At 37.4% G+C, this 24,050-nt stretch carries 23 protein-coding genes; 20 read left to right on the forward strand and 3 right to left on the reverse strand.

Going from position 1 to position 24,050, the window contains the following annotated elements; translation table 11 throughout:
- Positions 1-31: 31 nt before the first annotated feature.
- Together rnjA and def are read right to left on the reverse strand one after the other, a co-directional pair.
- Positions 32-1,873, reverse strand: a complete 1,842-nt coding sequence (gene rnjA / locus HMPREF9013_RS03255; protein ID WP_006626950.1) for a ribonuclease J1 — start codon at positions 1,871-1,873, stop codon at positions 32-34.
- 11 nt (positions 1,874-1,884) lie between these two features.
- Positions 1,885-2,451 carry a peptide deformylase gene (def, locus tag HMPREF9013_RS03260; protein ID WP_006626951.1) on the reverse strand — a complete coding sequence of 189 codons (567 nt, stop codon included), beginning with the start codon at positions 2,449-2,451 and terminating at the stop codon, positions 1,885-1,887.
- 88 nt (positions 2,452-2,539) lie between these two features.
- Between def and HMPREF9013_RS03265 the strand changes: the two genes are divergently transcribed.
- The 7 genes from HMPREF9013_RS03265 to HMPREF9013_RS03295 all read left to right on the forward strand — a co-directional run bounded on the left by HMPREF9013_RS03265 (position 2,540) and on the right by HMPREF9013_RS03295 (position 7,935).
- A complete protein-coding gene (locus HMPREF9013_RS03265) occupies positions 2,540-3,730 on the forward strand; it encodes an FtsW/RodA/SpoVE family cell cycle protein (protein WP_040333378.1) in 1,191 nt (396 codons plus the stop codon).
- Positions 3,727-4,278: a 16S rRNA (guanine(966)-N(2))-methyltransferase RsmD gene (rsmD, locus tag HMPREF9013_RS03270; protein WP_006626953.1), complete on the forward strand. Its 552-nt coding sequence runs from the start codon at positions 3,727-3,729 to the stop codon at positions 4,276-4,278. Before HMPREF9013_RS03265 ends, rsmD begins: the two co-directional genes overlap by 4 nt.
- Positions 4,275-4,778: a pantetheine-phosphate adenylyltransferase gene (gene coaD / locus HMPREF9013_RS03275; protein WP_006626954.1), complete on the forward strand. Its 504-nt coding sequence runs from the start codon at positions 4,275-4,277 to the stop codon at positions 4,776-4,778. Before rsmD ends, coaD begins: the two co-directional genes overlap by 4 nt.
- Entirely contained in the window at positions 4,775-5,737 is a 963-nt protein-coding gene (locus HMPREF9013_RS03280; protein WP_006626955.1) for a Gfo/Idh/MocA family protein, read from the forward strand. The genes coaD and HMPREF9013_RS03280 overlap by 4 nt, the downstream gene beginning before the upstream one ends.
- A 76-nt stretch (positions 5,738-5,813) precedes the next feature.
- On the forward strand, positions 5,814-6,284 hold the full coding sequence (locus tag HMPREF9013_RS03285; RefSeq protein WP_006626956.1) for a hypothetical protein: 471 nt from the start codon (positions 5,814-5,816) through the stop codon (positions 6,282-6,284).
- 115 nt (positions 6,285-6,399) lie between these two features.
- Positions 6,400-7,359, forward strand: coding sequence for a DUF3137 domain-containing protein (locus HMPREF9013_RS03290; RefSeq protein WP_156780629.1), 960 nt, complete (start codon positions 6,400-6,402; stop codon positions 7,357-7,359).
- A gap of 15 nt (positions 7,360-7,374) precedes the next feature.
- Positions 7,375-7,935 carry a LemA family protein gene (locus HMPREF9013_RS03295; RefSeq protein WP_006626958.1) on the forward strand — a complete coding sequence of 187 codons (561 nt, stop codon included), beginning with the start codon at positions 7,375-7,377 and terminating at the stop codon, positions 7,933-7,935.
- A 49-nt stretch (positions 7,936-7,984) separates the two neighbouring features.
- Here the strand turns inward: HMPREF9013_RS03295 and HMPREF9013_RS03300 are convergent, their stop codons facing one another.
- Positions 7,985-8,644: an HAD family hydrolase gene (locus HMPREF9013_RS03300; RefSeq protein WP_006626959.1), complete on the reverse strand. Its 660-nt coding sequence runs from the start codon at positions 8,642-8,644 to the stop codon at positions 7,985-7,987.
- Positions 8,645-8,662: 18 nt separating this feature from the next.
- Between HMPREF9013_RS03300 and HMPREF9013_RS07660 the strand changes: the two genes are divergently transcribed.
- The 13 genes from HMPREF9013_RS07660 (at position 8,663) to HMPREF9013_RS03360 (ending at position 23,943) form a co-directional block, all read left to right on the forward strand.
- Positions 8,663-8,794 (forward strand): hypothetical protein, encoded by a 132-nt coding sequence (locus HMPREF9013_RS07660; RefSeq protein WP_269479016.1) that lies wholly within the window; start codon positions 8,663-8,665, stop codon positions 8,792-8,794.
- 15 nt (positions 8,795-8,809) lie between these two features.
- Positions 8,810-9,835 carry a heat-inducible transcriptional repressor HrcA gene (gene hrcA / locus HMPREF9013_RS03305; RefSeq protein ID WP_006626960.1) on the forward strand — a complete coding sequence of 342 codons (1,026 nt, stop codon included), beginning with the start codon at positions 8,810-8,812 and terminating at the stop codon, positions 9,833-9,835.
- Positions 9,828-10,355, forward strand: a complete 528-nt coding sequence (grpE, locus tag HMPREF9013_RS03310; RefSeq protein ID WP_040333380.1) for a nucleotide exchange factor GrpE — start codon at positions 9,828-9,830, stop codon at positions 10,353-10,355. Before hrcA ends, grpE begins: the two co-directional genes overlap by 8 nt.
- A 13-nt stretch (positions 10,356-10,368) precedes the next feature.
- Positions 10,369-12,186, forward strand: coding sequence for a molecular chaperone DnaK (dnaK, locus tag HMPREF9013_RS03315; protein ID WP_006626962.1), 1,818 nt, complete (start codon positions 10,369-10,371; stop codon positions 12,184-12,186).
- A 45-nt stretch (positions 12,187-12,231) separates the two neighbouring features.
- Complete coding sequence (dnaJ, locus tag HMPREF9013_RS03320) at positions 12,232-13,371, forward strand: molecular chaperone DnaJ (RefSeq protein WP_006626963.1); 1,140 nt, start codon at positions 12,232-12,234, stop codon at positions 13,369-13,371.
- A gap of 12 nt (positions 13,372-13,383) precedes the next feature.
- Complete coding sequence (locus HMPREF9013_RS03325) at positions 13,384-15,930, forward strand: ATP-dependent Clp protease ATP-binding subunit (RefSeq protein ID WP_006626964.1); 2,547 nt, start codon at positions 13,384-13,386, stop codon at positions 15,928-15,930.
- Between the two features lie 69 nt (positions 15,931-15,999).
- Complete coding sequence (locus tag HMPREF9013_RS03330) at positions 16,000-16,485, forward strand: DUF5673 domain-containing protein (RefSeq protein WP_006626965.1); 486 nt, start codon at positions 16,000-16,002, stop codon at positions 16,483-16,485.
- 96 nt (positions 16,486-16,581) lie between these two features.
- Complete coding sequence (locus tag HMPREF9013_RS03335; protein WP_006626966.1) at positions 16,582-18,378, forward strand: InlB B-repeat-containing protein; 1,797 nt, start codon at positions 16,582-16,584, stop codon at positions 18,376-18,378.
- 145 nt (positions 18,379-18,523) lie between these two features.
- On the forward strand, positions 18,524-19,375 hold the full coding sequence (locus HMPREF9013_RS03340; RefSeq protein ID WP_156780630.1) for an NUDIX hydrolase: 852 nt from the start codon (positions 18,524-18,526) through the stop codon (positions 19,373-19,375).
- Positions 19,372-19,899 carry a cysteine hydrolase family protein gene (locus HMPREF9013_RS03345; RefSeq protein WP_006626968.1) on the forward strand — a complete coding sequence of 176 codons (528 nt, stop codon included), beginning with the start codon at positions 19,372-19,374 and terminating at the stop codon, positions 19,897-19,899. Before HMPREF9013_RS03340 ends, HMPREF9013_RS03345 begins: the two co-directional genes overlap by 4 nt.
- Entirely contained in the window at positions 19,896-21,416 is a 1,521-nt protein-coding gene (locus HMPREF9013_RS03350; RefSeq protein ID WP_006626969.1) for a nicotinate phosphoribosyltransferase, read from the forward strand. Before HMPREF9013_RS03345 ends, HMPREF9013_RS03350 begins: the two co-directional genes overlap by 4 nt.
- Positions 21,413-22,018 (forward strand): nucleotidyl transferase family protein, encoded by a 606-nt coding sequence (locus HMPREF9013_RS03355; protein ID WP_006626970.1) that lies wholly within the window; start codon positions 21,413-21,415, stop codon positions 22,016-22,018. The genes HMPREF9013_RS03350 and HMPREF9013_RS03355 overlap by 4 nt, the downstream gene beginning before the upstream one ends.
- Positions 22,015-23,943 carry an NAD(+) synthase gene (locus HMPREF9013_RS03360; RefSeq protein ID WP_006626971.1) on the forward strand — a complete coding sequence of 643 codons (1,929 nt, stop codon included), beginning with the start codon at positions 22,015-22,017 and terminating at the stop codon, positions 23,941-23,943. Before HMPREF9013_RS03355 ends, HMPREF9013_RS03360 begins: the two co-directional genes overlap by 4 nt.
- The last annotated feature ends 107 nt before the right edge of the window (positions 23,944-24,050 follow it).

Genomic DNA, 24,050 nt, shown 5'->3' on the forward strand with positions numbered 1-24,050 from the left:
TTTTTAAATGAATATATGAAAAGCCGGTGATTTAAACACCGGCTTTTGGTTTTCTATGAACAGGACGATTGTTACTTTTCTGTTTATTCAATTTAGCTTTTCCTTGAATTTCTTTCATAGCTTCTTTTTGATTCAAGATAACAGGGATGATGATAGGGGCTCTCTTAGTTTTTTGGAATAAGAATGGCTCCAAAGAAGTCTTAATGCAAGACTTGATTTCACCAAAAGTCGTTCGATTTTGCATCGTCTTTTTAAGAGCTTCATAAACGATCAATTCCGCTTCTTTTAATAAAGTATGGGAATCTTTAATGTACACAAATCCCCGTGAGACAATGCTTGGTCGACATAGAATTTTATTGTAGCGAGAATCAATAGTCACAATAACAGAAACCAAGCCGTTTTCAGATAGAATTTGGCGATCTTTAATGACTGAAGTGCTTAGCCCTGAAATATCATTTCCATCAACATAAATAGCATCAGTATGAACTTTTTCATTGGCGATAAAGGCTTCATGATTTCTTAACACGACCACATCTCCGTTGGTACAGACAAAACAATGATCTTCGGGAACGCCTGTTAGAACGGCGGTACGGCAATGTTCAACCAGCATCTTATATTCGCCATGATTTGGCATGAACCATTTTGGTTTGATGAGGTTTAACATCAGTTTTTGTTCTTCAACAGGAGCGTGACCGGTTGTATGAAAAGAAGTTAGTGGAGAGTTGGTCACTACATTAGCTCCGACTTTGGTTAATTGATTGATTACTTCACCAACCGATTGTCCATTTCCCGGAATGGGGGAAGAAGAAAATAAGACGGTATCTCCAGGAAGAATTTTAATAAAACGATGCGAACCATTCGCAATTCGGCTTAAAGCAGCCATCGGTTCTCCTTGTGAACCTGTGCACACAATACAAATTCGATTGGCCGGAAGGGTGTTTAACTCATTGCCAGAAATGAAACTGGATTTAGGAATATTAATGACCCCTAATTCACGACCAATTTCGACGACATTTTCCATAGATCTACCAAATACTGCAATTTTTCGATTACAAGCAACTGCCGCTTCTAAAATTTGGTTAACACGTAAAACATTAGAAGCAAAAGTGGAAACCAATAAACGACCGGGGGTCTTTTTCATTTGGGAAAGAATGGCTTTCGCCACCATTCGTTCAGAAATGGAAGAACCCGGAACGGATGAATTGGTGGAATCGGATAATAATAAATCAACACCAATTTGACCAACATAAGCCATTTTTTGAAAATCTGATGGTTTTCCAACCGGAGAGTAATCAAATTTAAAATCCCCTGTTTCCACAATGCGCCCATTAGGTGTATTAATCAAAACTCCCAATGAATCGGGAATGGAGTGAACCGTATCAAAGAAACCAATATTGAAATACTTTGTGTTGATAGAAGAGTCTGAATCAATTTCAATGATTTTACAAACTCTTGTTAAACGATGTTCTTCTAATTTTTTTTCAATCAACCGTTTTGCAAAGCGAGGGGCATAGATTTCTTTTAGACGAATCGTCTTTAAAAAGAAAGGAATACCGCCGATGTGATCTTCATGGCCATGGGTGATCACCATGGCTTTGATTTTAGTTTGATTTTTAACTAAATAAGAAAAATCAGGAATTACATAATCCACTCCTAATAATTCATTTTGTGGAAATAAAACACCACAATCAATAATAACGATCTCATCATTGTGTTCGACACAATACATATTCATTCCGATAGCGCCTAATCCCCCCATGGCATAAACCATGGTATCGGTTTCATGACGAATGGATTTAGAACGATCTTCGTTTTGAATGACTTTCTTATATGGATTTGTTCTTCTTGGATAATTTGTTTTTGTTTCAGACATAGATTAACTTTCTAGATGACTAAAGCGCCATCAATTTTTTTTAATGGATTTTTTTTGTCGATTCGGTCGTAGAATAGATGCCCGTCAAAGTGATCTAATTCATGTTGAAGAACGATAGCTAAGTATCCTCTGGCACGAATAGAAACCATCGAGTCCGTGATTAAATCATAAGCCTCAACAGTCACTCTTGCTTTACGAATCACATAACCGGGATGATCTTGTACCACGGATAAACAGCCCTCACCAGAGCTTAAATAAGCCGGTTGAGCACTTTCACTAACAATTTTAGCGTTAGCTAACATATATTCATAATGAATTGGGTTCCCATTTTTATCAATATCATCAACCACTACGGCCATCATACGTTTGGGGATGCCCACTTGAATCGCACTAATACCAACAGCCGGTCTTAAATTATATTTCTTCGCTTTTTCTTCATCGGTGGAATCTTGTACATACTTTAACATATCACGTAATAAAGAAGCGTCTTCTTCACTTAAGGGTAGCTTCACTTCCTTCGATTTTGTCCGGATGATCGGGTTATTATCTTTGACGATGGTATCATTATTTATCAACATAAAAACATTTACCTCAATTCCATTGTACCATTTATTTTATTTTATTAAATAAACACAATTCTTTTCGTGCTACTATTATAACATGAGTATGAAAAAGAAGAGAAGAATCCATCTATCTTTTTATAGAGCTACCAGCGGGGCTGATCTGGCCATTCATTTTTGTATGATTGGACTAATGATTTTCGGTTTGATTGCAATTGTCTCTGCTTCTATGGGTTTGGTCAATGGAGATAATAAAAAATTGATTTTAGTGGCCGCTAAACAAATTTTTTTCTTAATAGTTGGCTATGGATCCATGCATTTTATGAGCAAGCATTTCCATCTTTCTTTTTTGAAGTCCAGGTTATTTAATACACTGATCGTGGTTACATTGATATCTTTATTAGTGCCATTGGCTTTCACGGCGGCCGGTGGGGCAAAAGCATGGATTCGTTTCGGCGGTTTTACGATCCAACCTTCTGAATTTGCGAAAATCATGACGGTTTTAATCATGGCTCGTTTTTTAGGAGATAATCGTAGGCAGTATCATAGTTGGCTTAAGATGGCAGCTCGTCCTTTCGGATATGTTCTATCTATTTTCTTGATTGTTTTTATTTTGGAAAATGATTTAGGATCTGCCTTAATTATTTTCATTATTTTTGGTGTTGTTTTTTTGATTCCGAAACATCCTCAATTAAAAGGTGTACAACGGTTTTTTAAGACGGCTTTCTGGACCGGGGTCGTGGCTAGTTATGGTTTATTGTATACCGGATTTGGAGAAAAGATCATCTCTTCAGTTGTAACGGGATATAAGAAAGCTCGTTTTACAGCTATGTTTAATCCTTTCCATGATACCTATGGAGCTGGGTATCAGCTGATCAACGGTTTAATATCTTTTGCGACTGGTGGTTTAAAGGGGAGAGGGATTGGTCAATCCATTCGGAAATATACGGATTTTCCAGCCTCGAATACAGACTTTATTTTAGCCATAGTTGTAGAAGAAACGGGAATGCTTGGGTTTGGTCTTTTGATGTTATTATATGGAACCATTTTAATTCAATTATTCCGCTATGCCATTAAAATGAAGAGTGAAGCAGGGAAGATGATTTTAATTGGTACAGCGATGTATCTGTTGGTTCATATGGTTTTTAATATCGGTGGAGCAACGGGTTTGATCCCATTAACAGGAGTTCCTTTGTTGATGATTTCTGCCGGTGGTTCCAGTACTTGGTCTTTTATGATGTGTATAGGTATTTCACAAGCCATCATTTCTCAATTCAATCGAGGAGAAATTCAATGAGAATTATTGCCGGAAAGTTTCGCTCAAGGGTGATTGAAGCCCCAAGGGGAACGGACACCAGACCAACCTTAGATCAGGTAAGAGAATCGGTTTTCTCGATTTTAATGAATGACATTGTGGATGCTTCTTTTTTGGATTTATATGCCGGAAGTGGTGCCAATGGATTGGAGGCCTTATCAAGAGGAGCTAAAAGAGCTGTTTTTGTAGATAAGGACAGACAAGCCCAACGGGTCATTCAAAAGAATATAGAATCTCTTGATGTGATGGATCAAGCGACTTTATTAAGGGTGTCTGCTAAGCAGGCATTGGATATCTTAGTGGGTCAGTCCTTTGATTTGGTGTATTTAGATCCACCTTATAAGAAACAAGAAAATGTATGGATTATTAAACAATTAGTTGAAAAAGAATTATTAAATTCAAATAGTATTATTATGATCGAGGCTGATCGAGCAGATCGTTATCCGGAAAAAATTGAAGATCAAAAATTATGGAAAAAGAAAGAGTACGGTAGAAGTCAACTCTTATTTTATCGAAAGGAGATTATATGAAAGCTTGCTATCCGGGAACTTTTGATCCTATCACCAATGGGCATTTAGACATTATTGAAAGAGCAAGTAGGATGTTTGAAGAATTGGTGGTTATGATTATGGATAATCCCCGTAAAAAATGCACCTTCAGTGTTGAAAAGCGTAAGGAAATGATTGAAAAAAGTTTAGCAGATATTGATCATCCTAGGAATGTGCGAGTGGAAATTGGCTATGGCCTAACGGTGAATTATGCCGAACATTTAGAGTGTGGAGCCATCATTCGTGGGATTCGAGCTGTTTCGGACTATGAATATGAACTTCAACAAGCGACGGCTAATTTAAGCCTGAACGATCAAATTGAAACTTTATTCTTTATTGCTAGACCGGCATATTCGTTTTTAAGTTCTTCTGTTTGCAAAGAGATTGCCATGAATGGTGGTAAGCTGGATGGCTTTATCCCAACCACTATCATTCAAGAAGTGATGAAAGAACTCTATGTTCCCATGGAGAAATTAAAATGAAATGGGGAATTCTTGGCTCAGGGAATGTAGCTAAGAGGTTCTTAGCCTCTCAACCAAAGAAAGTGTCTGCGATTTCGGGTCGTACAAAAAGGAAGTCGCTATGGCTTCAAAAAGAATTTTCAATTCCGGTGGTTTATGACAGTTATGAGGAATTATTGAAAAGCGATGTAGAAGCAGTATATATAGCTTTGCCTCATGGCCTTCATTATAAGTATGCCTTAGAAGCTATGGATGAAGGAAAAGCGGTTCTTATTGAAAAACCGCTAGCTTTAAATGAGTGGGAAGTACAAGCGTTGACTTTAAAAGCTAAAGAAAAGAATGTGTTATTGATGGAAGCTATGAAAACACGTTATTTTCCAGCTTATCAAGCATTAAAAAAAGCTTTAGAACAAGAGGTTATCGGGACGATTCAATCCATACAATTATTTTTTTATTCTGAGGTGTCTGATTCTTTTTTGAAACAATCGTATCTTGGAGATTCCATTCAAGGAGGTGTTCTTTTAGACGTAGGCTGCTATGGAGTAAATTGGTTGGTGGATGTGTTGAAAAGTCAACTTCATTTGAAAGAAGTAGCGGTCCGGTTCAGACAAGGGATAGACTCACATGTAGTGGCTATTTTTGAAAAGAATGAGATTTTCTTTCAAATGGAAATCAGTTTGGAAAAACCATTGAATCGTTTAGCTCTCATTCAAGGAACGAAAGGCAGCATCGAAATTCCAAATTTTCATCGACCATCGCACTTTGTTCTTAAGAAAGGAAAAGAAGAAAAAATCTTGGAATATCTCTATGAAGGTAATGACTTAACGGGGGAAGTAAGAGCTTTTGAGAGGGCTTTTGCGTTAGGTTTGATAGAAGAGCCATCCATGCCTTGGACGGATAGCTTGAAGATGGCTCGCGAATTGGATCGGATTAGGGATGCTTTTACCCCGGATCCGGATGCGTCCGTCTACCGTATGTAGAATCAATTCTATTGATGGATAAAAATGAGGACGAGTTTACCAGAAGAAAGAATCATTTAAAAAGGAGGAATAGATCATGAGTTGGTTTAGTAAAAAGAAAGAATGGGATGTGGCAAAGTCTGAGGCTAATAAAAATAGATTAAGAGAATTGTTTCATAAAACCGTGGAAGATGGGGATTCGTATCAGGTAATTTATGGCTATGCTTTAGAGATCAAAAACAGTAATTATATCGTAGCTCGTAAAACGACCTATACTTACACCAGTTTGATCATCGGTTATCGCGAATCTGATATGAGTATCGTATTATTGCAAACAACTCCGGAATTAGAGGACTGTAGTGAAGCGGAAATTTTCAAACAAGATACCATCAAAAAAGCAAAAATGTCTACGGGGATGTATACGATTTATCATCAAGGTGGCTGGACAGCCGGCTACACACAATTTGCGGTTTTAGAGGAAAACGATGAAAACTTCCTGGTTTATGTTTGTCAAAGGGAAGAAGCTGAGAAGTTCAATGAATTTTTCAAGAAATTTGCAGGAAAATAATTCGTTAAGATGAGTTGAAAAATAGATAATCTTGAATATAGAAATCTATTTGGATCAAACCGGTATATCAAGGAAAATTGGATTTGTGATATATAATAATAGAAACATAGAAAGGATGTGTTTATTGACGACGAAAAAGCAACATCTTTTTTCGAATAAAGAAGTTTTGAGAAAAATTCAAGAGGCGGAAAAATCTCCTGAGAAACAAGCTATCTTAAGGTCTGTCAAGGAAGAAATGAGTTTAAATCGTTCTAAGAATCAAACACAGCTTCTTTTATTAGTTTTTGTTGTGTTTATTCTGATGGCTTTCTTTAAAATTCTTGGTTTTGTTCTGGGGATGGTTTTATTGATTTTTTCAGGCAATTGGTATCAAAAAAGAAATAAAAAGAATCACATCTCTTATGTAGATTACTTCTTGCTACCTGTCCTTAGAGAAATTCTTCCTAATATCGAGATAGATTATGAGGGAGGAATTGAAGAAGCTATTTTTGACCTGGTGACCCCAAGTGCCGGTACCTACCAACCGAATTGTCATATTTTGTTTAAAGATGAATATAACACAGAATTTTGCAATTTGTATTCTTATCATACCAATCAAGATTCAGAAGGGAATACAACGGTCATAGAAGACTTTAAAGGTCAGGTTTTGATGGCGAAATATGCTACCGGTTTAGTGGGACATGTTCGAATTGTTCCAACAAGTAGGGGATTCTTTGGTCGAGAATTTCAAGTGGGATATAAAAAAGCTGAAAATGGCGAAAAAAAGATAGAAACAGAAGATATTCATTTTAATGAAACTTTTAATGTATATGGTACGGATGAGGTTTCCAGTCGCACTTTATTGAACCCTTATTTATTAACTGTTCTTTCGGAATATAGAGAAAAATATCCAGTGACGATATGGATGGATGAGAACAAAGTTTCTGTTTCTTTTTATACCGGTTATCAAATTCTACAAGCACCAAGTTGCCGGAAAGATATTGAAAATCTTTCGTTGAGTACAGAATATGAAAAAGTACAAGATAGTTTAAGCGATTTTTATGATTTATTAGATACCATAAATACACAACTATAGAGGGAGGGAAAAGGTATGAATTATCATTATGTTTGGTATGCGGTTGGTTTGATCATCATTCTATTGGTTGTATGGATGATTGGAAAAAGCAATCAATTATCTCGATACCAGGTCGTAATTGAAGAATCTAAAAAAAATGTGGATATTGCTTTAGTGAAACGGTATGATACCATCATGGAAATGTTGAAAATAGCGAAATCCTATGCTCAACATGAAGAAAAGGTGTTTGTGAATTTGGTAAAATTACGCCAAGGAGCCAGTTTTGCAGAAACCAATGAAGCCTTACAATCACAAGATCAAGTTTTGAAACAGATTTTTGCGGTCGGTGAGAATTATCCACAAATGTTATCTTCTCAGCAATTTTTAAATCTTCAAGATGAAATCAGTAAGGAAAATGATCAGTTGGCAGCTTCCAAACGCATAGTCAATAGTAATATTAGTATGATAAATCAGGTGATCGTGACGTTTCCATCTTCCTTTGTGGCTTCTTTGAAGGGATTAAAACAAATGGAATTTTTAAAAGAAGAAGACGTCGAAAAAAAGAAATCGATAAATGAGTTTGATTATCATGTTTAAATGAGCCTAAATAGCTCATTTTTTTATGGTTATTCAATTAAAAGAACCGTTAAAACCCTGATTCTAATACAGAAAGAATATCTTGGTAATCTTGAATGTAAGCTTTGATATTAGGATGATGAAAATTCCTTAGTACTGGAGTATCAATAGCAACCACATCGGCTCCTATTTCTAAGGCTCCTTTAACACCGTTGATGGAATCCTCGAAGATGAGAATATGATCTTGAACCTTCAGATTTTTCTTGGCTTGTTGATACATTTCTTTTTTGTTTGCATAAGTACCATCATCGTAAACAATACTTTTCGGATCTATCCATTGATCTAGGTGGAAGTGATGGATATAGAAATCAATATTTTCTTTGATTGAAGCGGAGGCAATGGTAAAAGGAATGTGTTCTTTTTTTAGGTAGTCAAAGAAAGTAGGGACGCCATGAACCAATTGACAAGTAGGATCAGCTTTGACATAAGAGCGATACAAGAATTCTTTTTTCTTGGATAATTGTTGATATTCTTCATCTGTATAGCGATGATCTGTTAATCCTTTTAGTAAACCGATGTTGTTTAAACCCCAATATTTTGTGAGGATGGTTTCTAGAGTAATGGGACCGCAATGCAAACTTTTGGAAATGGTATCCCAAGCTTTGATGTGAAGAGGGGTATCGAAAATAAGAGTTCCATTAAAATCAAAGATGACGGCTTGATAATTCATAAAAACCTCCTGATAGATATGTCTATCATACAAGGAGAGGGATATTTTAAGCAAACGGGAAAAATGTTTGAAATTTTTAGCACTTATCTGTTGACAGTGCTAAATGAATGGAGTACGATACTAGCAGATATTCAATCAGAGTGCCAATAAGGGAGGTGATGATGGGTGCTAACGCCAAGAAGAATTCAAATCTTCAAAGCCATCGTCGATGAGTTTATTAAAACAGCAGAACCGATCGGGTCCAAGGCCTTACAAGAAAGATATCACCTTGCTTATTCCAGTGCTACGATTCGAAACGACATGCAAGTGTTAGAAGAAATGGGATATTTAGAAAAAACACATACTAGTAGTGGTCGGATTCCAAGCACGATGGGCTATCGTTTCTATTGTGAAGCTTTACTGGATGAATCCAATTTAGATAAGCGTATGGAAGTGGCGATTCGTGATGCTTTTGAGGCATCTGCCATGAATGTAGATGAAGCGATTCGCCAAAGTTGCGAGATTGTTTCCGAGATGACGAATATGACCGCCGGTGCTATTGGTCCGGATGCTTCTAAACAGCGTTTGGAACACATTAAATTATTCCCGTTAGACGAAAAGAATGCGGTATGTGTCTTCATTACTGATCAAGGGCATACGGAAACGAGAAACTTTCATTTCAATCAATCTGTCTCTGTTCAAGATTTAGAGACAACAACGGATATTCTGAATCGTCGATTAAAAGGAGTGGCTCTAACGGCTTTAGCTTCTCGATTAGAGGATGTGAAACCGGAGCTGGGAGCTGTGGTACAAAGACACGATGTCTTATTCACGGCTTTTCTAAGAGCTTTCATTCGTTTTGCCAATGATACAGTTTACTTCTCCGGAAAAGATAAAGTTCTCTTCCAACCTGAATTTGAAGATATCAATAAGATGAAAAAGTTGATGGGGATGTTTGAAGATGAAAATGTTTGGAAGCAAATGGATGAGAATGCGAATGCGGTTGCTTTGACGACTAGGGGCGGATCACAATTGACTTGGGTCAATGATCTGGCGGTGGTTCGTTCAAAGTTTCGCTTAAATGAGGAGGATAGTGGTGAATTAATGGTGGTCGGTCCTAGTCGTATGGAATATGATCGGATTGTTCCACTGTTGGATTATGTGGCACGAATGATTGAAGAGGCCTATCGAAAAGGAGATGACCATGACTAAGAAAAAGGAAAAAAAGGTAGAAAAAAAAGTAGAAGAAAGTTCTGTAGAAGAAGTGGCATTGAGTGAAGAAGAAAAATCTCAAGCTCAGATCACGGCTTTAAAAGAGCAAGTTGCTATATTAAAAAATGAGTATGCAAAGGCTTATGCGGATGCGGAAAATATGAAGAAACGTCTACAAAATGACTTTGAACAAAGAACAAAGTTCCAAATGGCTGCTTTTGCAAAAGAGTTACTACCGGTTTTAGATAACTGTGAAAGAGCTTTGGCTCAAGAAACACAAGATGAAGCTTATCGAAAAGGGGTTGAAATGATTTATAGTCAACTGAAAAATACCTTGGCGAAAGAAGGAGTTCAGGAGATTGAAGCATTGAATCAACCGTTTGATGGTCATTTTCATCAAGCTTTGATGAGCGAGGCAAAAGAAGGTATAGAGCCAAATATGGTGATTGAAATTCTACAAAAAGGATATGTCATTAAAGATCGGTTATTAAGACCGGCAATGGTGAAAGTTTCAGAATAAGGAGGACTAGAAAATGAGTAAAATTATTGGTATTGATTTAGGAACAACGAACTCTTGTGTCGCTGTTATGGAAGGTAAAGAAGCGAAGGTGATTGCGAATCCGGAAGGAAATCGAACAACTCCTTCTGTGGTTGCTTTTAAAAATGGGGAACGAATTGTTGGAGATGCAGCGAAGCGTCAATTGATTACCAACAAGGAAACGGTTTATTCCATTAAGCGTTTAATGGGAACTAATGAAAAAGTGACGTTGGAAGGTAAGAAATATACACCTCAAGAAGTATCGGCTATGATTTTAAGTTATTTAAAGGATTATGCAGAAGCTTATTTGGGTGAAAAAGTTGAAAAGGCAGTGATTACTGTACCGGCTTACTTCAATGATGCTCAACGTCAAGCAACAAAAGACGCCGGTAAGATTGCCGGTTTGGAAGTATGTCGTATCATCAACGAGCCAACCGCTTCTGCTTTAGCCTACGGTTTGGATAAAGATAGTGGTTTAGAACAAAAGATTTTAGTATATGATTTGGGCGGCGGTACGTTTGATGTGTCTATTTTGGAAATTGCGGATGGCACTTTTGAAGTTCTTTCAACAGCCGGTGATACAAAATTAGGTGGCGATGACTTTGATGATCGCATTATGGATTGGTTAGTGGAAACTTTCAAGTCAGATAATGGCATTAATTTAAAGAATGACAAAATGGCTCTTCAACGATTGAAGGAAGCGGCTGAAAAGGCTAAGAAGGATTTGAGTGGTATGTTACAAACACAAATTTCCTTACCGTTTATTTCAGCCGGCCCATCGGGTCCGTTGCATTTGGAAGCCACTTTGACTCGGGCTAAATTCAATGAATTAACGAAGGATCTGGTGGAAAGAACCATGGTTCCGGTTCGTCAGGCTTTAAGTGATGCCAAGTTAAGTAAGAATGATATTCATCAAGTTCTATTGGTGGGTGGATCAACTCGTATTCCTGCTGTTCAAGAGGCTGTTAAGAATGAATTGGGCAAGGAACCTAATAAGTCAGTCAATCCGGATGAAGTCGTTGCTTTAGGGGCTTCCATTCAAGGTGGTGTTATTTCAGGGGATGTGAAAGACGTCTTGTTATTGGATGTCACACCATTGAGTTTAGGTATTGAAACATTAGGTGGGGTTATGACAGTGTTGATTCCTCGTAATACGACCATTCCTACATCTAAGAGTCAAGTCTTCTCGACGGCGGCAGATAATCAGCCGGCAGTGGACATTCATGTTTTACAAGGAGAACGTCCAACAGCGGCGGATAATAAGACGTTAGGAAACTTCCAATTGGATGGTATTCCTCCAGCTCGTCGTGGTCAACCACAGATTGAAGTAACGTTTGATATTGACGTTAACGGTATTGTACACGTTACCGCTAAAGATAAGGCAACGAACAAGGAACAATCAATCGTTATCAAGGATTCTTCCGGTTTAAGCGAAGAAGAAATCAACCGTATGGTGCAAGAAGCTGAATCACATAAGGCAGAAGATGAAAAGTTCAAAGAAAATGTAGAATTAAAGAATAAAGCTGAAATGTATATTAGCCAAATCGATGAAACATTGAAGCAGGATATTCCAAGTGTGACAGCTGAACAAAAGGCGGAAGTTCAAAGGTTAAGGGATGAGTTGAAACAAGCCATTGATCAAAATGATATGGATTCCTTAAAGACTCGCTTGGAAGCTTTGGAACAAGCCATGAATACAGTTAGTCAAGCTATGTATCAGCAACAAGCTTCTCAACCTCAAGAAGAAGCAGGGCAATCCACGAATCACAAAAGCGATGATGTCGTAGACGCTGACTTCGAAGAAAAGAAATAAAGAGCGGAAGTCTAACTTCCGCTTTCCTTTAGAAAGGTAGGCAATATGGCCGATAAAAGAGATTATTATGAAGTCCTAGGAGTGGCTAAATCAGCCGGTGCTGATGAAATTAAAAGAGCGTATCGGCGTTTAGCGAAGAAATATCATCCTGATGTCAATAAGAGTCCTGGTGCTGAAGAGAAATTTAAGGAAATTAATGAAGCTTACGAGATTTTGTCAGATCCATCCAAGAAACAAAGCTATGATCAATTTGGCTTTGCGGGTGTTGATCCAAACCAAGCTGGCGGTTTTAGCTCCGGTTTTGCAGGAAGTGGCTTTGGTGATTTCAGTGATATCTTCGGATCTTTCTTTAACGGCGGTTTTGGTTCAAGTTTTACAGGGTCAAGCCGACAAAGTAATCGATCCATGAAGGGGGAGGATCGCTATATGCGGATCAATCTTTCTTTTATGGAGGCTTGCTTTGGGAAGAAAGAAACATTGAGTTTAGAAGTGGATGAAACTTGTTCTCATTGTCATGGGACGGGTGCAGAGAGTCCAAAGGATGTAGAAACTTGTTCAAGATGTCATGGGTCAGGAAGAGTGGTTGGGGTTCAACAAACTATTTTTGGAACCATGCAGACAGAAACCACGTGTCCGGATTGTGGTGGAACAGGGAAAAGGATTCGGAAAACTTGTCATCAATGTCATGGAGCCGGTTATACACACCAACGAGAAAGTGTGGATATCACTATTCCGGCGGGGATTAATGAAGGACAATCCCTTCGTGTCAGCGGAAAAGGAGAAAGAGGAAGAAATGGGGGACCAAATGGGGATCTTTACTTGGAAGTCCATATTCTTCCCCATAAACGATTCTTGCGGGAAGGCAAAAATATTCATTTGGAGATTCCTGTTTCAGCGGTGGATGCAACATTGGGTTGTGAAATTGATGTACCCACCATCCATGGGGATGTCACCATGAAAATTCCGGCCGGAACGCAAGATGGTACAATGTTACGATTACGTGCAAAAGGGGTTGTGGATATTCGCAATAAGAATCAATATGGCGACCAAATTTGCACAATAAAAGTTCAAGTGGATCAACATTTGACCAGAAAAGAGAAAGAGCTTTATCAACAGTTGGCGGAAATTCAACGTTCTGGAAAAGGGGAAACCCTTTGGGAAAAGTTCAAGAAACAATTCTCTTAAGGAGGAATGAATATGAATATTGATCAAATGACAGAAGCTCTACAGGAGCTTCTTTCTCTTTCGATAGAGTTGGCGAAAAAATTAAAGCATCCGGAAGTTCAAGTCTTACATTTTTTACAAAGTTTAGTGGATCGACATGACTTTGATTCTTTATGGTCTGACTTGGGAATTGATACCAGAGATTTCATTCAAGAAATAGCGAATGCTTTACACAAAGTAGCCAAAGTAGAAGGAAACGATGAACCACGCTTATCCCAAGGTTTATATCAAGCCTTTCAAGATGGACAAGCTTGGGCTAGTCAACAAGGAGATACCTACTTGAGTCAAGGAGCGGTTTTGGTCGGTCTTTTTCAAGGAAAGGATTATTTCATTCAAAGTTGGCTAAAGAAACATCAACTAACAAAAGCCCAAATAGAAGCGGCTGAAATAAAAAGAAGGGGAGGTGTTAAAATGGAGGAAAAAACATCAGAAAGTCAAGTAGAAGCTTTAAAAAAATATGGTCATGATATTGTTCAAGACGTCAAAGACGGCAAGATTGACCCGGTGATCGGACGGGATGAAGAAATTCGTCGAGTGATGGAAATTTTATCACGTAAGACTAAAAATAATCCTGTTTTAATTGGGGAGCCGGGAGTTGGTAAAACGGCGATTGTTGAAGGGTTAGCTTGGCGTATTATGAATAACGATGTCCCTTTAGGATTACAAAATAAGAAACTCATTGAACTGGATATGGGAGCTTTAATTGCCGGAGCAAAGTATCGTGGAGAATTTGAAGAGCGCTTGAAGGGTGTCTTAAAAGAAGTTAAGGCGGCCACCGGGGAAATTATTTTATTTATTGATGAGATTCATAATTTGGTTGGAGCCGGTAAAACAGAAGGATCCATGGACGCGGCTAATTTATTAAAGCCAATGTTGGCTCGTGGAGAGCTGAAATGTATTGGTGCAACCACCTTTGATGAATATCGTTTATACATTGAAAAGGATAGAGCCTTAGAAAGACGTTTTCAAAAAATCATGGTGGACCAACCATCGGTAGAAGATACAATTTCCATTCTCCGTGGTTTGAAAGAGCGTTTTGAATCGCATCATGGTGTTCGTATTAAAGATGAAGCTATTATTGCGGCCGCTACTTTATCCAACCGATATATTACAGATCGTTTCTTACCGGATAAGGCCATTGATTTAATTGATGAAGCTTGTGCCACCATTCGGGTGGAAATGGATTCCATGCCGGCTGAATTGGATGAATTATCTCGTAAAATCATGACTTTGCAGATTGAAGAAACTTCTTTGAAAGAAGAATCAGATCCCAAAGCGAAACTTCGTTTGGAAGAAATTCAAAAGGAAGTAGCCAATTTATCCGAACAACAGGCTTCTTTAATGAGCCAATGGAAAGAAGAAAAAGCCAAAGCTGATGAAGTAAAATCAGCGAAAGAACAATTGGAAAAGGAAAAGTTAGCCTTAAATCAAGCTCAAAATGAAGCCGATTATGAAAAGGCGGCGAAATTGAAATATGAAACCATTCCCAATTTAGAAAAGAAGATTCAAGATGCGGAAGAAAACAGTCAAAATACCTTGATTCAACAAGATGTGGATGAAGATATGGTGGCTAAGATTGTATCCAATTGGACACATATTGAGGTTTCAAAACTTTTGAGTACCGAAAGACAAAAGGTTCTTCATTTGGCAGACCATTTACGCCAAAGAGTGATAGGGCAAGATGAAGCTTTGGAGTTAGTAAGTGATGCCATACTAAGAGCAAAAGCCAATATTCAAGATGAGCATCGGCCTTTAGGTAGTTTCTTGTTCTTAGGGCCAACAGGAGTCGGTAAAACAGAAGTGGCGAAAGCTTTGGCAGAACAATTATTTGATGATGAAAATAAAATCATTCGTATTGATATGAGCGAATACATGGAAAAATTCTCTGTTTCTCGTTTGATTGGAGCCCCTCCGGGTTATGTTGGTTATGAAGAGGGTGGTCAATTGAGTGAGGCGGTTCGGAGAAATCCGTATTCTATTGTTTTGTTGGATGAAATTGAAAAGGCACATCCGGATGTCTTTAACATTCTTTTACAAGTATTGGACGATGGTCGCATCACGGATTCTAAGGGAGTTACAGTAGACTTTAAGAATACTATTATCATTATGACCTCCAATCTTGGTAGTCAATATGCTTTCCAAGAAGGAAATCAAGAAGAAAATTATAGACGTGAAGTACAAGCTCATTTCAAACCGGAATTTGTGAATCGTATTGATGATATTATTATCTTTCATCCTTTAGATCAGGAAGTTTCTAAGAAGATTGCTATGAAGTTCTTAGCTCAACTACAAAGTCGTTTGGCGGATAAAGATGTGCAACTAGAAGTGACCGATGCCGCTAAAGAAAGAATTGTGGAAGTCGGAACGGATCCTGAATATGGAGCTAGACCAATGAAACGTCATATTCAAAAAGAAATCGAAACAGGAGTGGCTCGTGTTTTATTAGAAAACATGGATGTTCATGGTAAAAAAATAGTCGTTGATGCGGATACGTCCGGGTATCGAATTCAATTGGTTTAAAATGGAAGGGTAGTTTAAAAAGCTACTCTTTTTTGTTATATTAATGACTGATTTAGAAAGAAGGTTTTTATGAATCATGTTTCGTTTCAATGGATGATGATAGTTGTATTCGGATTTTTGGAGGTATATATCGGGTATTTGAATTTTAAATGTGCTTCAAAAATAAAGATTAAAGATCGTCAATGGACGGTGCTTCGCATCATGATGATTGTGTTTGGAATTTTGAGTGCTTTAGAATTTTTCGGTGGTTTTTCGATGTTATTGTTGCTGCGCTATATTGTAACAGTGACTGCTTGTGTCATTTTCTTCTTTAGTCATGATGGTATTGGGGAAGATGGTTTTGTTTCGGGATTTCATTTTCACTCTTATCAAGAAGTAGAGGCTTATGATATTTATGAACAAACCAAGTGGTTAACGGTCATTTTTGTCATTCAAAAAAAGGATCACAAGCGTAAAGCTGAAGAAGTGACTTTTGAATTGAAAAACAAAAAAGCAGTGGAGCAATTGTTAAAAGAAAAAATTGCTAAAAAGTATCGTCGTTTAAAGAAGGGTTAAATTTCCTTTGGTGATATATGAAGGCTCTTTAGACAAAAAAATGATTCTTTAGTATAATGGAACCGTATTTTCTCAATAAAATGGGAGGGGAGAATAATGAAAAGATTCATTCAAAAATTAATGATGGCTATGGTGGCTCTATTAATGGTGTTTAATGTATTCGCTAATACGATAAAAGTAGTGGCTGAAGAGATGCCGGATGAATACAAAGAGAAGACGAAAGATAATTATTGGGCTGAACTTGTGTGGTATAAAGACAGTGGTTATCGTGCTGTCATACCATCATACTTAACGGATTATTTTGCCAGTAGTAGGGTTAAATGGGTTAATTCCTTAAACGTCCAATATGATCCAGGTTTTCCTCATGCTGGAATTTCCAGTGATCCCAATCTTTCAAATGACATAGCTGCAGCGATGAATGCTTTGGATGTATATGCACAGGATTTACCACATAAGGAACCTAAAGATCCGTCATTGAACAGATGGCAGGGTGGTAAGCAATGGAATCCATATAACTTCGACTATTCTACTGATCTTGTCACCAAGAATACAAAAGACTACAATGTGCGTGGAGATATTGCGGAAAGAGGTCTTTCCAGTACCGCTATCTCTAATCATCGCATTGGCGATAAGATTAATCTTGATTTTCATTTAGATTTATCACTGTTTAAAAAAATAAAAAACACTGTACTGATTGCGATTATTAACTCAGAGTTCCCGGCATATTATATGATGAAAAATAATATGCCTGAAACGGCTATCACACAATCTGATGCTGAATTGGTGTTTGTGTTAGACTTGCCAAAAGGTTTGGAATCTTTGGATACAACTAAATATAAATTATCCGGTATTGACGGATTTAATGAGTTATCTGTGACAAAAGAAAAGAGTGGTAGAAGAATTGTTGTGAAGGCAAGACTGAAGGCACCACATACTTATGAAACATTAAAAGAATTATATAAAAAGATTCAAAAGGTAAAATCGGTTACTTTAAGTGTGGATGGATTACAAGTAACGTCTGATGTGGAAGTTAATAAGAATAATACAGTTACAGGATATGCTTATGGAGTACATGAGAATATCTTTACGACGGATAACGATGCCATCTTCAACAAAGATGCTTCAGCGATTCAAAATGATGATAAACATGATTTCTTCCGTCAAACAATTGTTTATGCGGCTAAACAATCTGTTGCTGGTCGAGATGAAGCCGGTGATGTTAATAAACCGAATTTGATGACTTATACTTTTAGAGTGAATCATAAAAAGGTAACTTTCATGAATGAAGGTGCGACACATGCGACTGTTGATGTGGAACAAGGGAAAGCCATTGATACGGATCATTTAACGAGTCAATCTATGCCGGCTCATCCAAACAAAGCAGGATATACTTTTAAGGAATGGAATACATCTGCTGATGGGACGGGGATGAAGTTTACCGGTACTACAGTTGTGAATCAAGATACAACAGTATACGCTATTTACAGTAAGAATCTTTCTTTAATGAATGAAGCTCCAAAGCTTGAAGTGAAAAATGCGACAATCAAGCAAGGGGAAGACTTTGATTTATTTACGCTTATTGTATCGGCTATTGATAAAGAAGATGGCGATTTAAAGAGTCAAGTTAAAATGATTGATATGGGCGGCTTTGATAAGAATAAAGTCGGAAAATATAACATTACTTTTAAAGTGACGGATTCACAAGGTGCCAGCATGATGAAAAAAGCCACTATTACAGTGGTTAAAAAGGATCATCCTACTCTAAAGCCTACTCATAAAACGAGAAATCCAAAAGTAGGAGACAATACGAGTGTTCTACCGTATGTTGTATCCATGATTTCAGCGGGAATAGCTTTTATTATAATGAGAATTAAGAAGAAAGAAGAGAACTAATATTTAGTTAAAAAGGTCTATCGTTTCGTTAGGATAGACTTTTTTAATGGCTTATTAGAATTTGTAAGTAGGGAAAATAGATTTCTATTTGCATAAAGATTGACTATTTTAGCGAATGAGGTATTATTTAATAGTCAAAATGACTATGAAAAAGATATTAAATGAGCAAGGAGAAAGCTTAGAAGAATTTCTTCAGAAATACGATAGTTCTCATTATGAGAAAGCAAGTCAGACAGCCGATTGTCTGGTTTTTACCGTGGATCAGGGAAAACTGAAGGTTCTTTTGATTCAAAGAAGAAATCATCCCTTTATTCATGATTGGGCGATGCCGGGTGGTTTTATGAATATTGATGAGGATTTAGATGATGCAGCATTAAGAGAGTTGCAAGAAGAAACTTCTTTATTTGAAAATATCTACTTTGAACAATTGTATACCTTTTCCAAAGTCGATCGGGATCCGCGAACCAGAATTATTACAACGGTTTATCTAACGATGGTGCCACCATCTTCGATTCCATTAACAATGGCTAATGACGATGCTTTGAATGCGACTTGGTTTGATATTCGCAAGGAAGTTAAGACGGTAGACGATCAGAAACGAATTTCTACTTTAATTTTAGAACATGATTCTATTTCTATTCGTTATGAAATTTGCGATAAGGTAAAAGAAAACTATATTCAAACCAATTCCACTTTATTAACAGAAACAAAATTAGCTGGTGATCATTATAAAGCCATTAATCGAGCGATGGATTATTTGCAAGATCGGGTAATGAGTGATGGACTTCTCTTTCATTTATTACCACCAAAATTTAGTTTGAAAGCAGCTCAATTAGCCTATGAAGCCGTTTTGAATAAAAAAGTCGATACGCCGAATTTTCGAAGAGATATGCGTAAGTATGTGACAGATATTCATCACTTTGAACTCCAAAGAGGAAGAAGAGTGAAGTTATACCAATATAATCCATTAACAAAATGGGGGAGGAACTTGAAATGAAACGTTGTTTGGTTGTGGTGGACATGCAAGTGGATTTTATATCCGGTAGTTTAGGAACGAAAGAAGCACTTGAAATTTTAGAAACAGCAAGACATATTATTCAACAACCGTATGATGAAATTTATGTGACCATGGACACCCATGATGAACATTATCTATCAAGCCATGAGGGTCAACAGTTACCGGTTGTGCATTGTGTGAAAGATAGCCCCGGTTGGCAATTGGAAACCTCTATTGAGAAGGAATTAAAAAAGAAGGCTTTTGTCAGGATTGAAAAAGGACAATTTGGAAGTTTGGATTTAGTGGAAGCCTTAAAGAAAAGTCAACCGGATGAAGTAGATATTATTGGTATTTGTACAGATATTTGTGTGGTCAGCAATGCGTTATTGGTGAAGGCGGCTTTACCGGAAATTATAGTAAGAGTTTATGAAAATGCGACTAGTGCAACCAGTCCATTGATGAAACAAGAGAGTTTAGATGTATTAAAAATGAATCAGGTGGAGATAAAGGAGTTCTTGGTATGAGCAATATTCAGGTGGATGTGTATATTCCGGACGAAGATTATGATAATCCGGCGATGGTAACGGATTTTTATGAATTTTCAATGGCCAATTCATTATTTTTACATGGTTATAAAGATACCATCATGGTTTTTGATATGTTCTTTAGGGATAATCCGGATGACTTAGGCTATGCGATTTCAGCTGGTCAACATAAATTATTACGCTTTTTAAAAAACTATCATTTCAATGATCGGGATATTCGTTGGCTTCTTTACAAAGGAATGAGTCCAGAATTTTGTGAGTATTTAAAAACCTATCGTTGGAAGGGCAACGTTCATATGTTAAGAGAAGGAACGGTTTGTTATCCACAAGTTCCAATGGTGCGGATTGAATGTGATATGGTGGGAGCGATTCTGATTGAAACTTATTTATTGCAAACAATGAATTTTCATAGTCTAATTACAACCAAAGCCACCAAGATTACCGGTCTAAGTACGAATCATGAACGTAATGTCATGGAGTTTGGAACCCGAAGAGCGCAAGGAGAATCAGCTGGTAATGATGGGGCGTATGCGGCCATGTTGGGAGGCTGTATTGGAACAGCTAATTGCTTAGCTGAAATGAAGTATGGATCCGATGTACCGGCGGTAGGAACGATTGCTCATTCTTATGTAGAATTTTTTGCTAGCGAATATGAAGCTTTTGAAGCTTATGCAGAAACCTATCCGGAGAATGTTTCTTTGTTGTTAGATACGTATAGTATTTTCAATTCCGGACTACCAAACTTAATTAAATTAGACGATGCGATGATAGCAAAATATCCTGATGATCCTAATAAGCGTGTGAAATCTGCCCGGATTGATTCGGGAGATTTGGCTCGTGGATATAAGAAATTAAGAAAGGCCTTGGATGCAGTAGGTAAAAGTTATATTAAATTGGTGGCTTCAAATTCGTTGGATGAAAAGAAAATGTCCAATATGGAATTATATGAAGGAGCGAAGTTTGATGCTTATGGAGTGGGTGAAAAACTCATTACTTCCGCTACTGATCCGGTCTTTGGCGGTGTCTATAAGTTAGTCGCTATTAAGAATCTAGATGGAACCTATACACCAAAAATGAAATTTTCCGATTCAGCTTCTAAGGCCATCATTCCGGGTAAACTTATGGCTTGGCGGGTCTTTGATGAAGAAGGAAAAGGGCAATGTGACATCATTGCTTTAGACGATGAAGTTTTTGAAAATGGAAAAGAAATTGAATTGGTGAATTTAGATCCAGATGCCATTGAACCGATGATTCGTATCGTTCCATTCCATGTGGAAAGAATTCTCGTGCCTCATATGATTAATGGTGAAATTGTGATTGATTTACCTGATATTCGAGCTAAGAAAGAATACATTCGTGAACAACTTCAATATCGCGTTTGGGAGTCTGAATTGAGAACGGAATTGCCACATCGTCATTATGTGGATCTAAGTCCGAAATTGGCGAAGTTGAGATCTGACCTATATGAAAAACTATATAAGGAAACAGGAAAATGAAAGCTCTCTTATTTGGTGGTGCTTTTAATCCTGTTACCAGAGCTCATGTGGAATTGGCGCAGTTAGCTTTAGAAAAAACAGGAAGGGAATGTGTCATTTTCTTACCAAGTCAAAGTCATTATATTGAAAAAGATGAACAAAAAAATTATGCCTTAAGTGAAAAACAGCGGCTATACTTGCTTAAAAAATGCCAAGAAAGTCGTCCTTGGATGAAAGTATCTCATTATGATTTAGATCAAGAGAGTCAACCTCGCACGTATCAAAGTCTTCAAGCGATGAAAAAAGAGGGATATGATTGCGCTTTGTTGATGGGGGATGATCAATTTCTAAAAATGGAAAGTACTTGGTTGTATGGAGAAAATATTGCCAAAGAATTTGGTATTGTTTGTTTGGAAAGAGAAAAAAAGGTGTTGGAAGAAGTTAAAAAGCATCCTTTCTTGATGAAATTAATGCCTTATGTGCAAGTGATTGTTAGCCCTGGTTGGTCAAGGACGGTTTCATCAAGTCAGATACGTTTTTGGCTTCAAGATATGGATAGTTATAAAGAGGAATTGGAAAAGGTGTTGCCTTTTTCTTTAGCGGTATTACAGGAGGTTTTATGAAAAATCCTTTTATCAAAGTAGCCAGTGTTTCTTTAGAAACAGTTTTGGGAAATGTGATGGAAAATGTGATCCAAATAAAACAGTCTTTGGCAGAAACCGATGCTAAAATAGTTGTCTTTCCGGAACTTAGTTTAACAGGATATAGCTTGGGAGATTTATTTTATCAAGATAGTTTATTACAAGAAGTGGTGAATGGATTGCAGGAATTAAAGAGTGTTAGCCGAGGTTATCCTCATCAGTTAGTGGTGGTCGGAGCTCCTTTGGTACAAAAAAACCGTTTGTATAATACCGCTGTCTTTATTCAAAATGGGCAGTATCGACTAGTGGTTCCCAAAAGCTTTTTACCAAATTATCATGAATTCTATGAAGGTCGTTGGTTTGATAGTGGTCGTTGGATCGATTGGGATTTGATCCAAATCGGGAAAGAGGAAGTAGCCTTTGGGACAAAGTATTTATTGGCATACGAAGACATCAAGATCGGTTGTGAAATTTGTGAAGATCTTTGGGTCACCAATCGTCCTTCCAATGCTTTAGTAGACAATGGGGCGAATGTGGTTGTAAACTTATCCGCTTCCAATGAAATAATTGGAAAAGAGGAGTATCGCCGTAATTTAGTTCTTCAACAAAGTGCTGTTGGAAATTGTGCCTATATTTATGCTTCAAGCGGGTTGGGGGAAAGTAGTACCGATCTTGTTTTTTCGGGTCATTGTATCATTGCCAGTCTTGGTCATTTGTTAAAAGAATCTATTTGGCCAACCAAGAGAACTATTTTAGAAGGTATTGTCGATATAGAACAAATCCAAGCAAGCCGTCGCAGTCAAAATACTTTTGACAATAAGCGCATTTATCGCTCTATTCCGGTGGATTTTAAGCAAACAGAACAAACAGTAGAGGAACTGGTTTCTTTCTTACGAGAAAATCACTATGAAATAGATCCACTTCCATTTGTTCCAACAGAGTTGGAAGAACGTTTGGCTAGAAGTCATGCCATCTTACAAATCCAATCCCGCGGTTTATATCAGCGCTATCGGTCAACGGGTTTAAAGACGGCCGTCATCGGGATTTCAGGTGGCTTGGATAGTACTTTGGCTTTGTTGGTATTGCATGAAACCAAAAAATTATATCCTGATTTAAGAATTATTGGAGTCACCATGCCATCAGCCGGTAATACCACAAACGATACTTATCAAAATGCTTTGGCTTTGATGAATGCTTTGTCTATTGAGATAAGAGAGATTCCTATTCAGGCAATGGTTCAAGAACACTTAAAAGCGATTGGTCATCCGGATGGTTATCAAGGCAAGAAAGATACGACATACGAAAATGCACAGGCCAGAATGAGGACGTATTTATTGATGGATATAGCGAATCAAGAAAATGGTCTGGTGATTGGGACGGGAGATCTTTCCGAATTAGCTTTGGGTTGGTGTACGTATAATGGAGATCACATGTCCATGTATGGTGTTAATAGTTCAATTCCAAAGACCTTAGTAAAATATCTATGTGAATCCTACGCATTGGAAAGTGAAAATAAAGCTTTGACCGATGTGTTGTATAAAATTGTGAATACTCCTATATCACCGGAATTAACACCAAATAAAGATGGGGAAATAGTACAAAAAACAGAAGAAACCATTGGTAAGTATGATTTGAATGATTTCTTCTTATACCATATCATTCGTTTTGGAAGTGGTGTTAAAAAAATGCTGGTTTTGGCTTTATTAGCCTATCCGACACAAAGTAAAAAGGAAATCAAGATTGCTTTAAGAAGATTCTTAACACGGTTTTTCAGTCAACAATTTAAGCGCTCTTGTTTGCCGGACGGGCCGAAGGTTGGCACGATTTCTTTATCACCAAGAGGTGATTGGCGTATGCCAAGTGATGTTGACGCTCAACTTTGGCTAAAGGAATTGGATCGGTTATAAAAGAAAAAAGTAGAAGTTATCCTTAAAAATTTTTTTCTGACTAGTCAAACAAGCTAAAATCTGGTAAAGTACTGGTGGGTCCTTTAAATTGACACGAGAGGTCAGTA

This window comes from Bulleidia extructa W1219 (genome assembly GCF_000177375.1).
In the GTDB taxonomy this organism is placed as follows: domain Bacteria; phylum Bacillota_I; class Bacilli_A; order Erysipelotrichales; family Erysipelotrichaceae; genus Bulleidia; species Bulleidia extructa.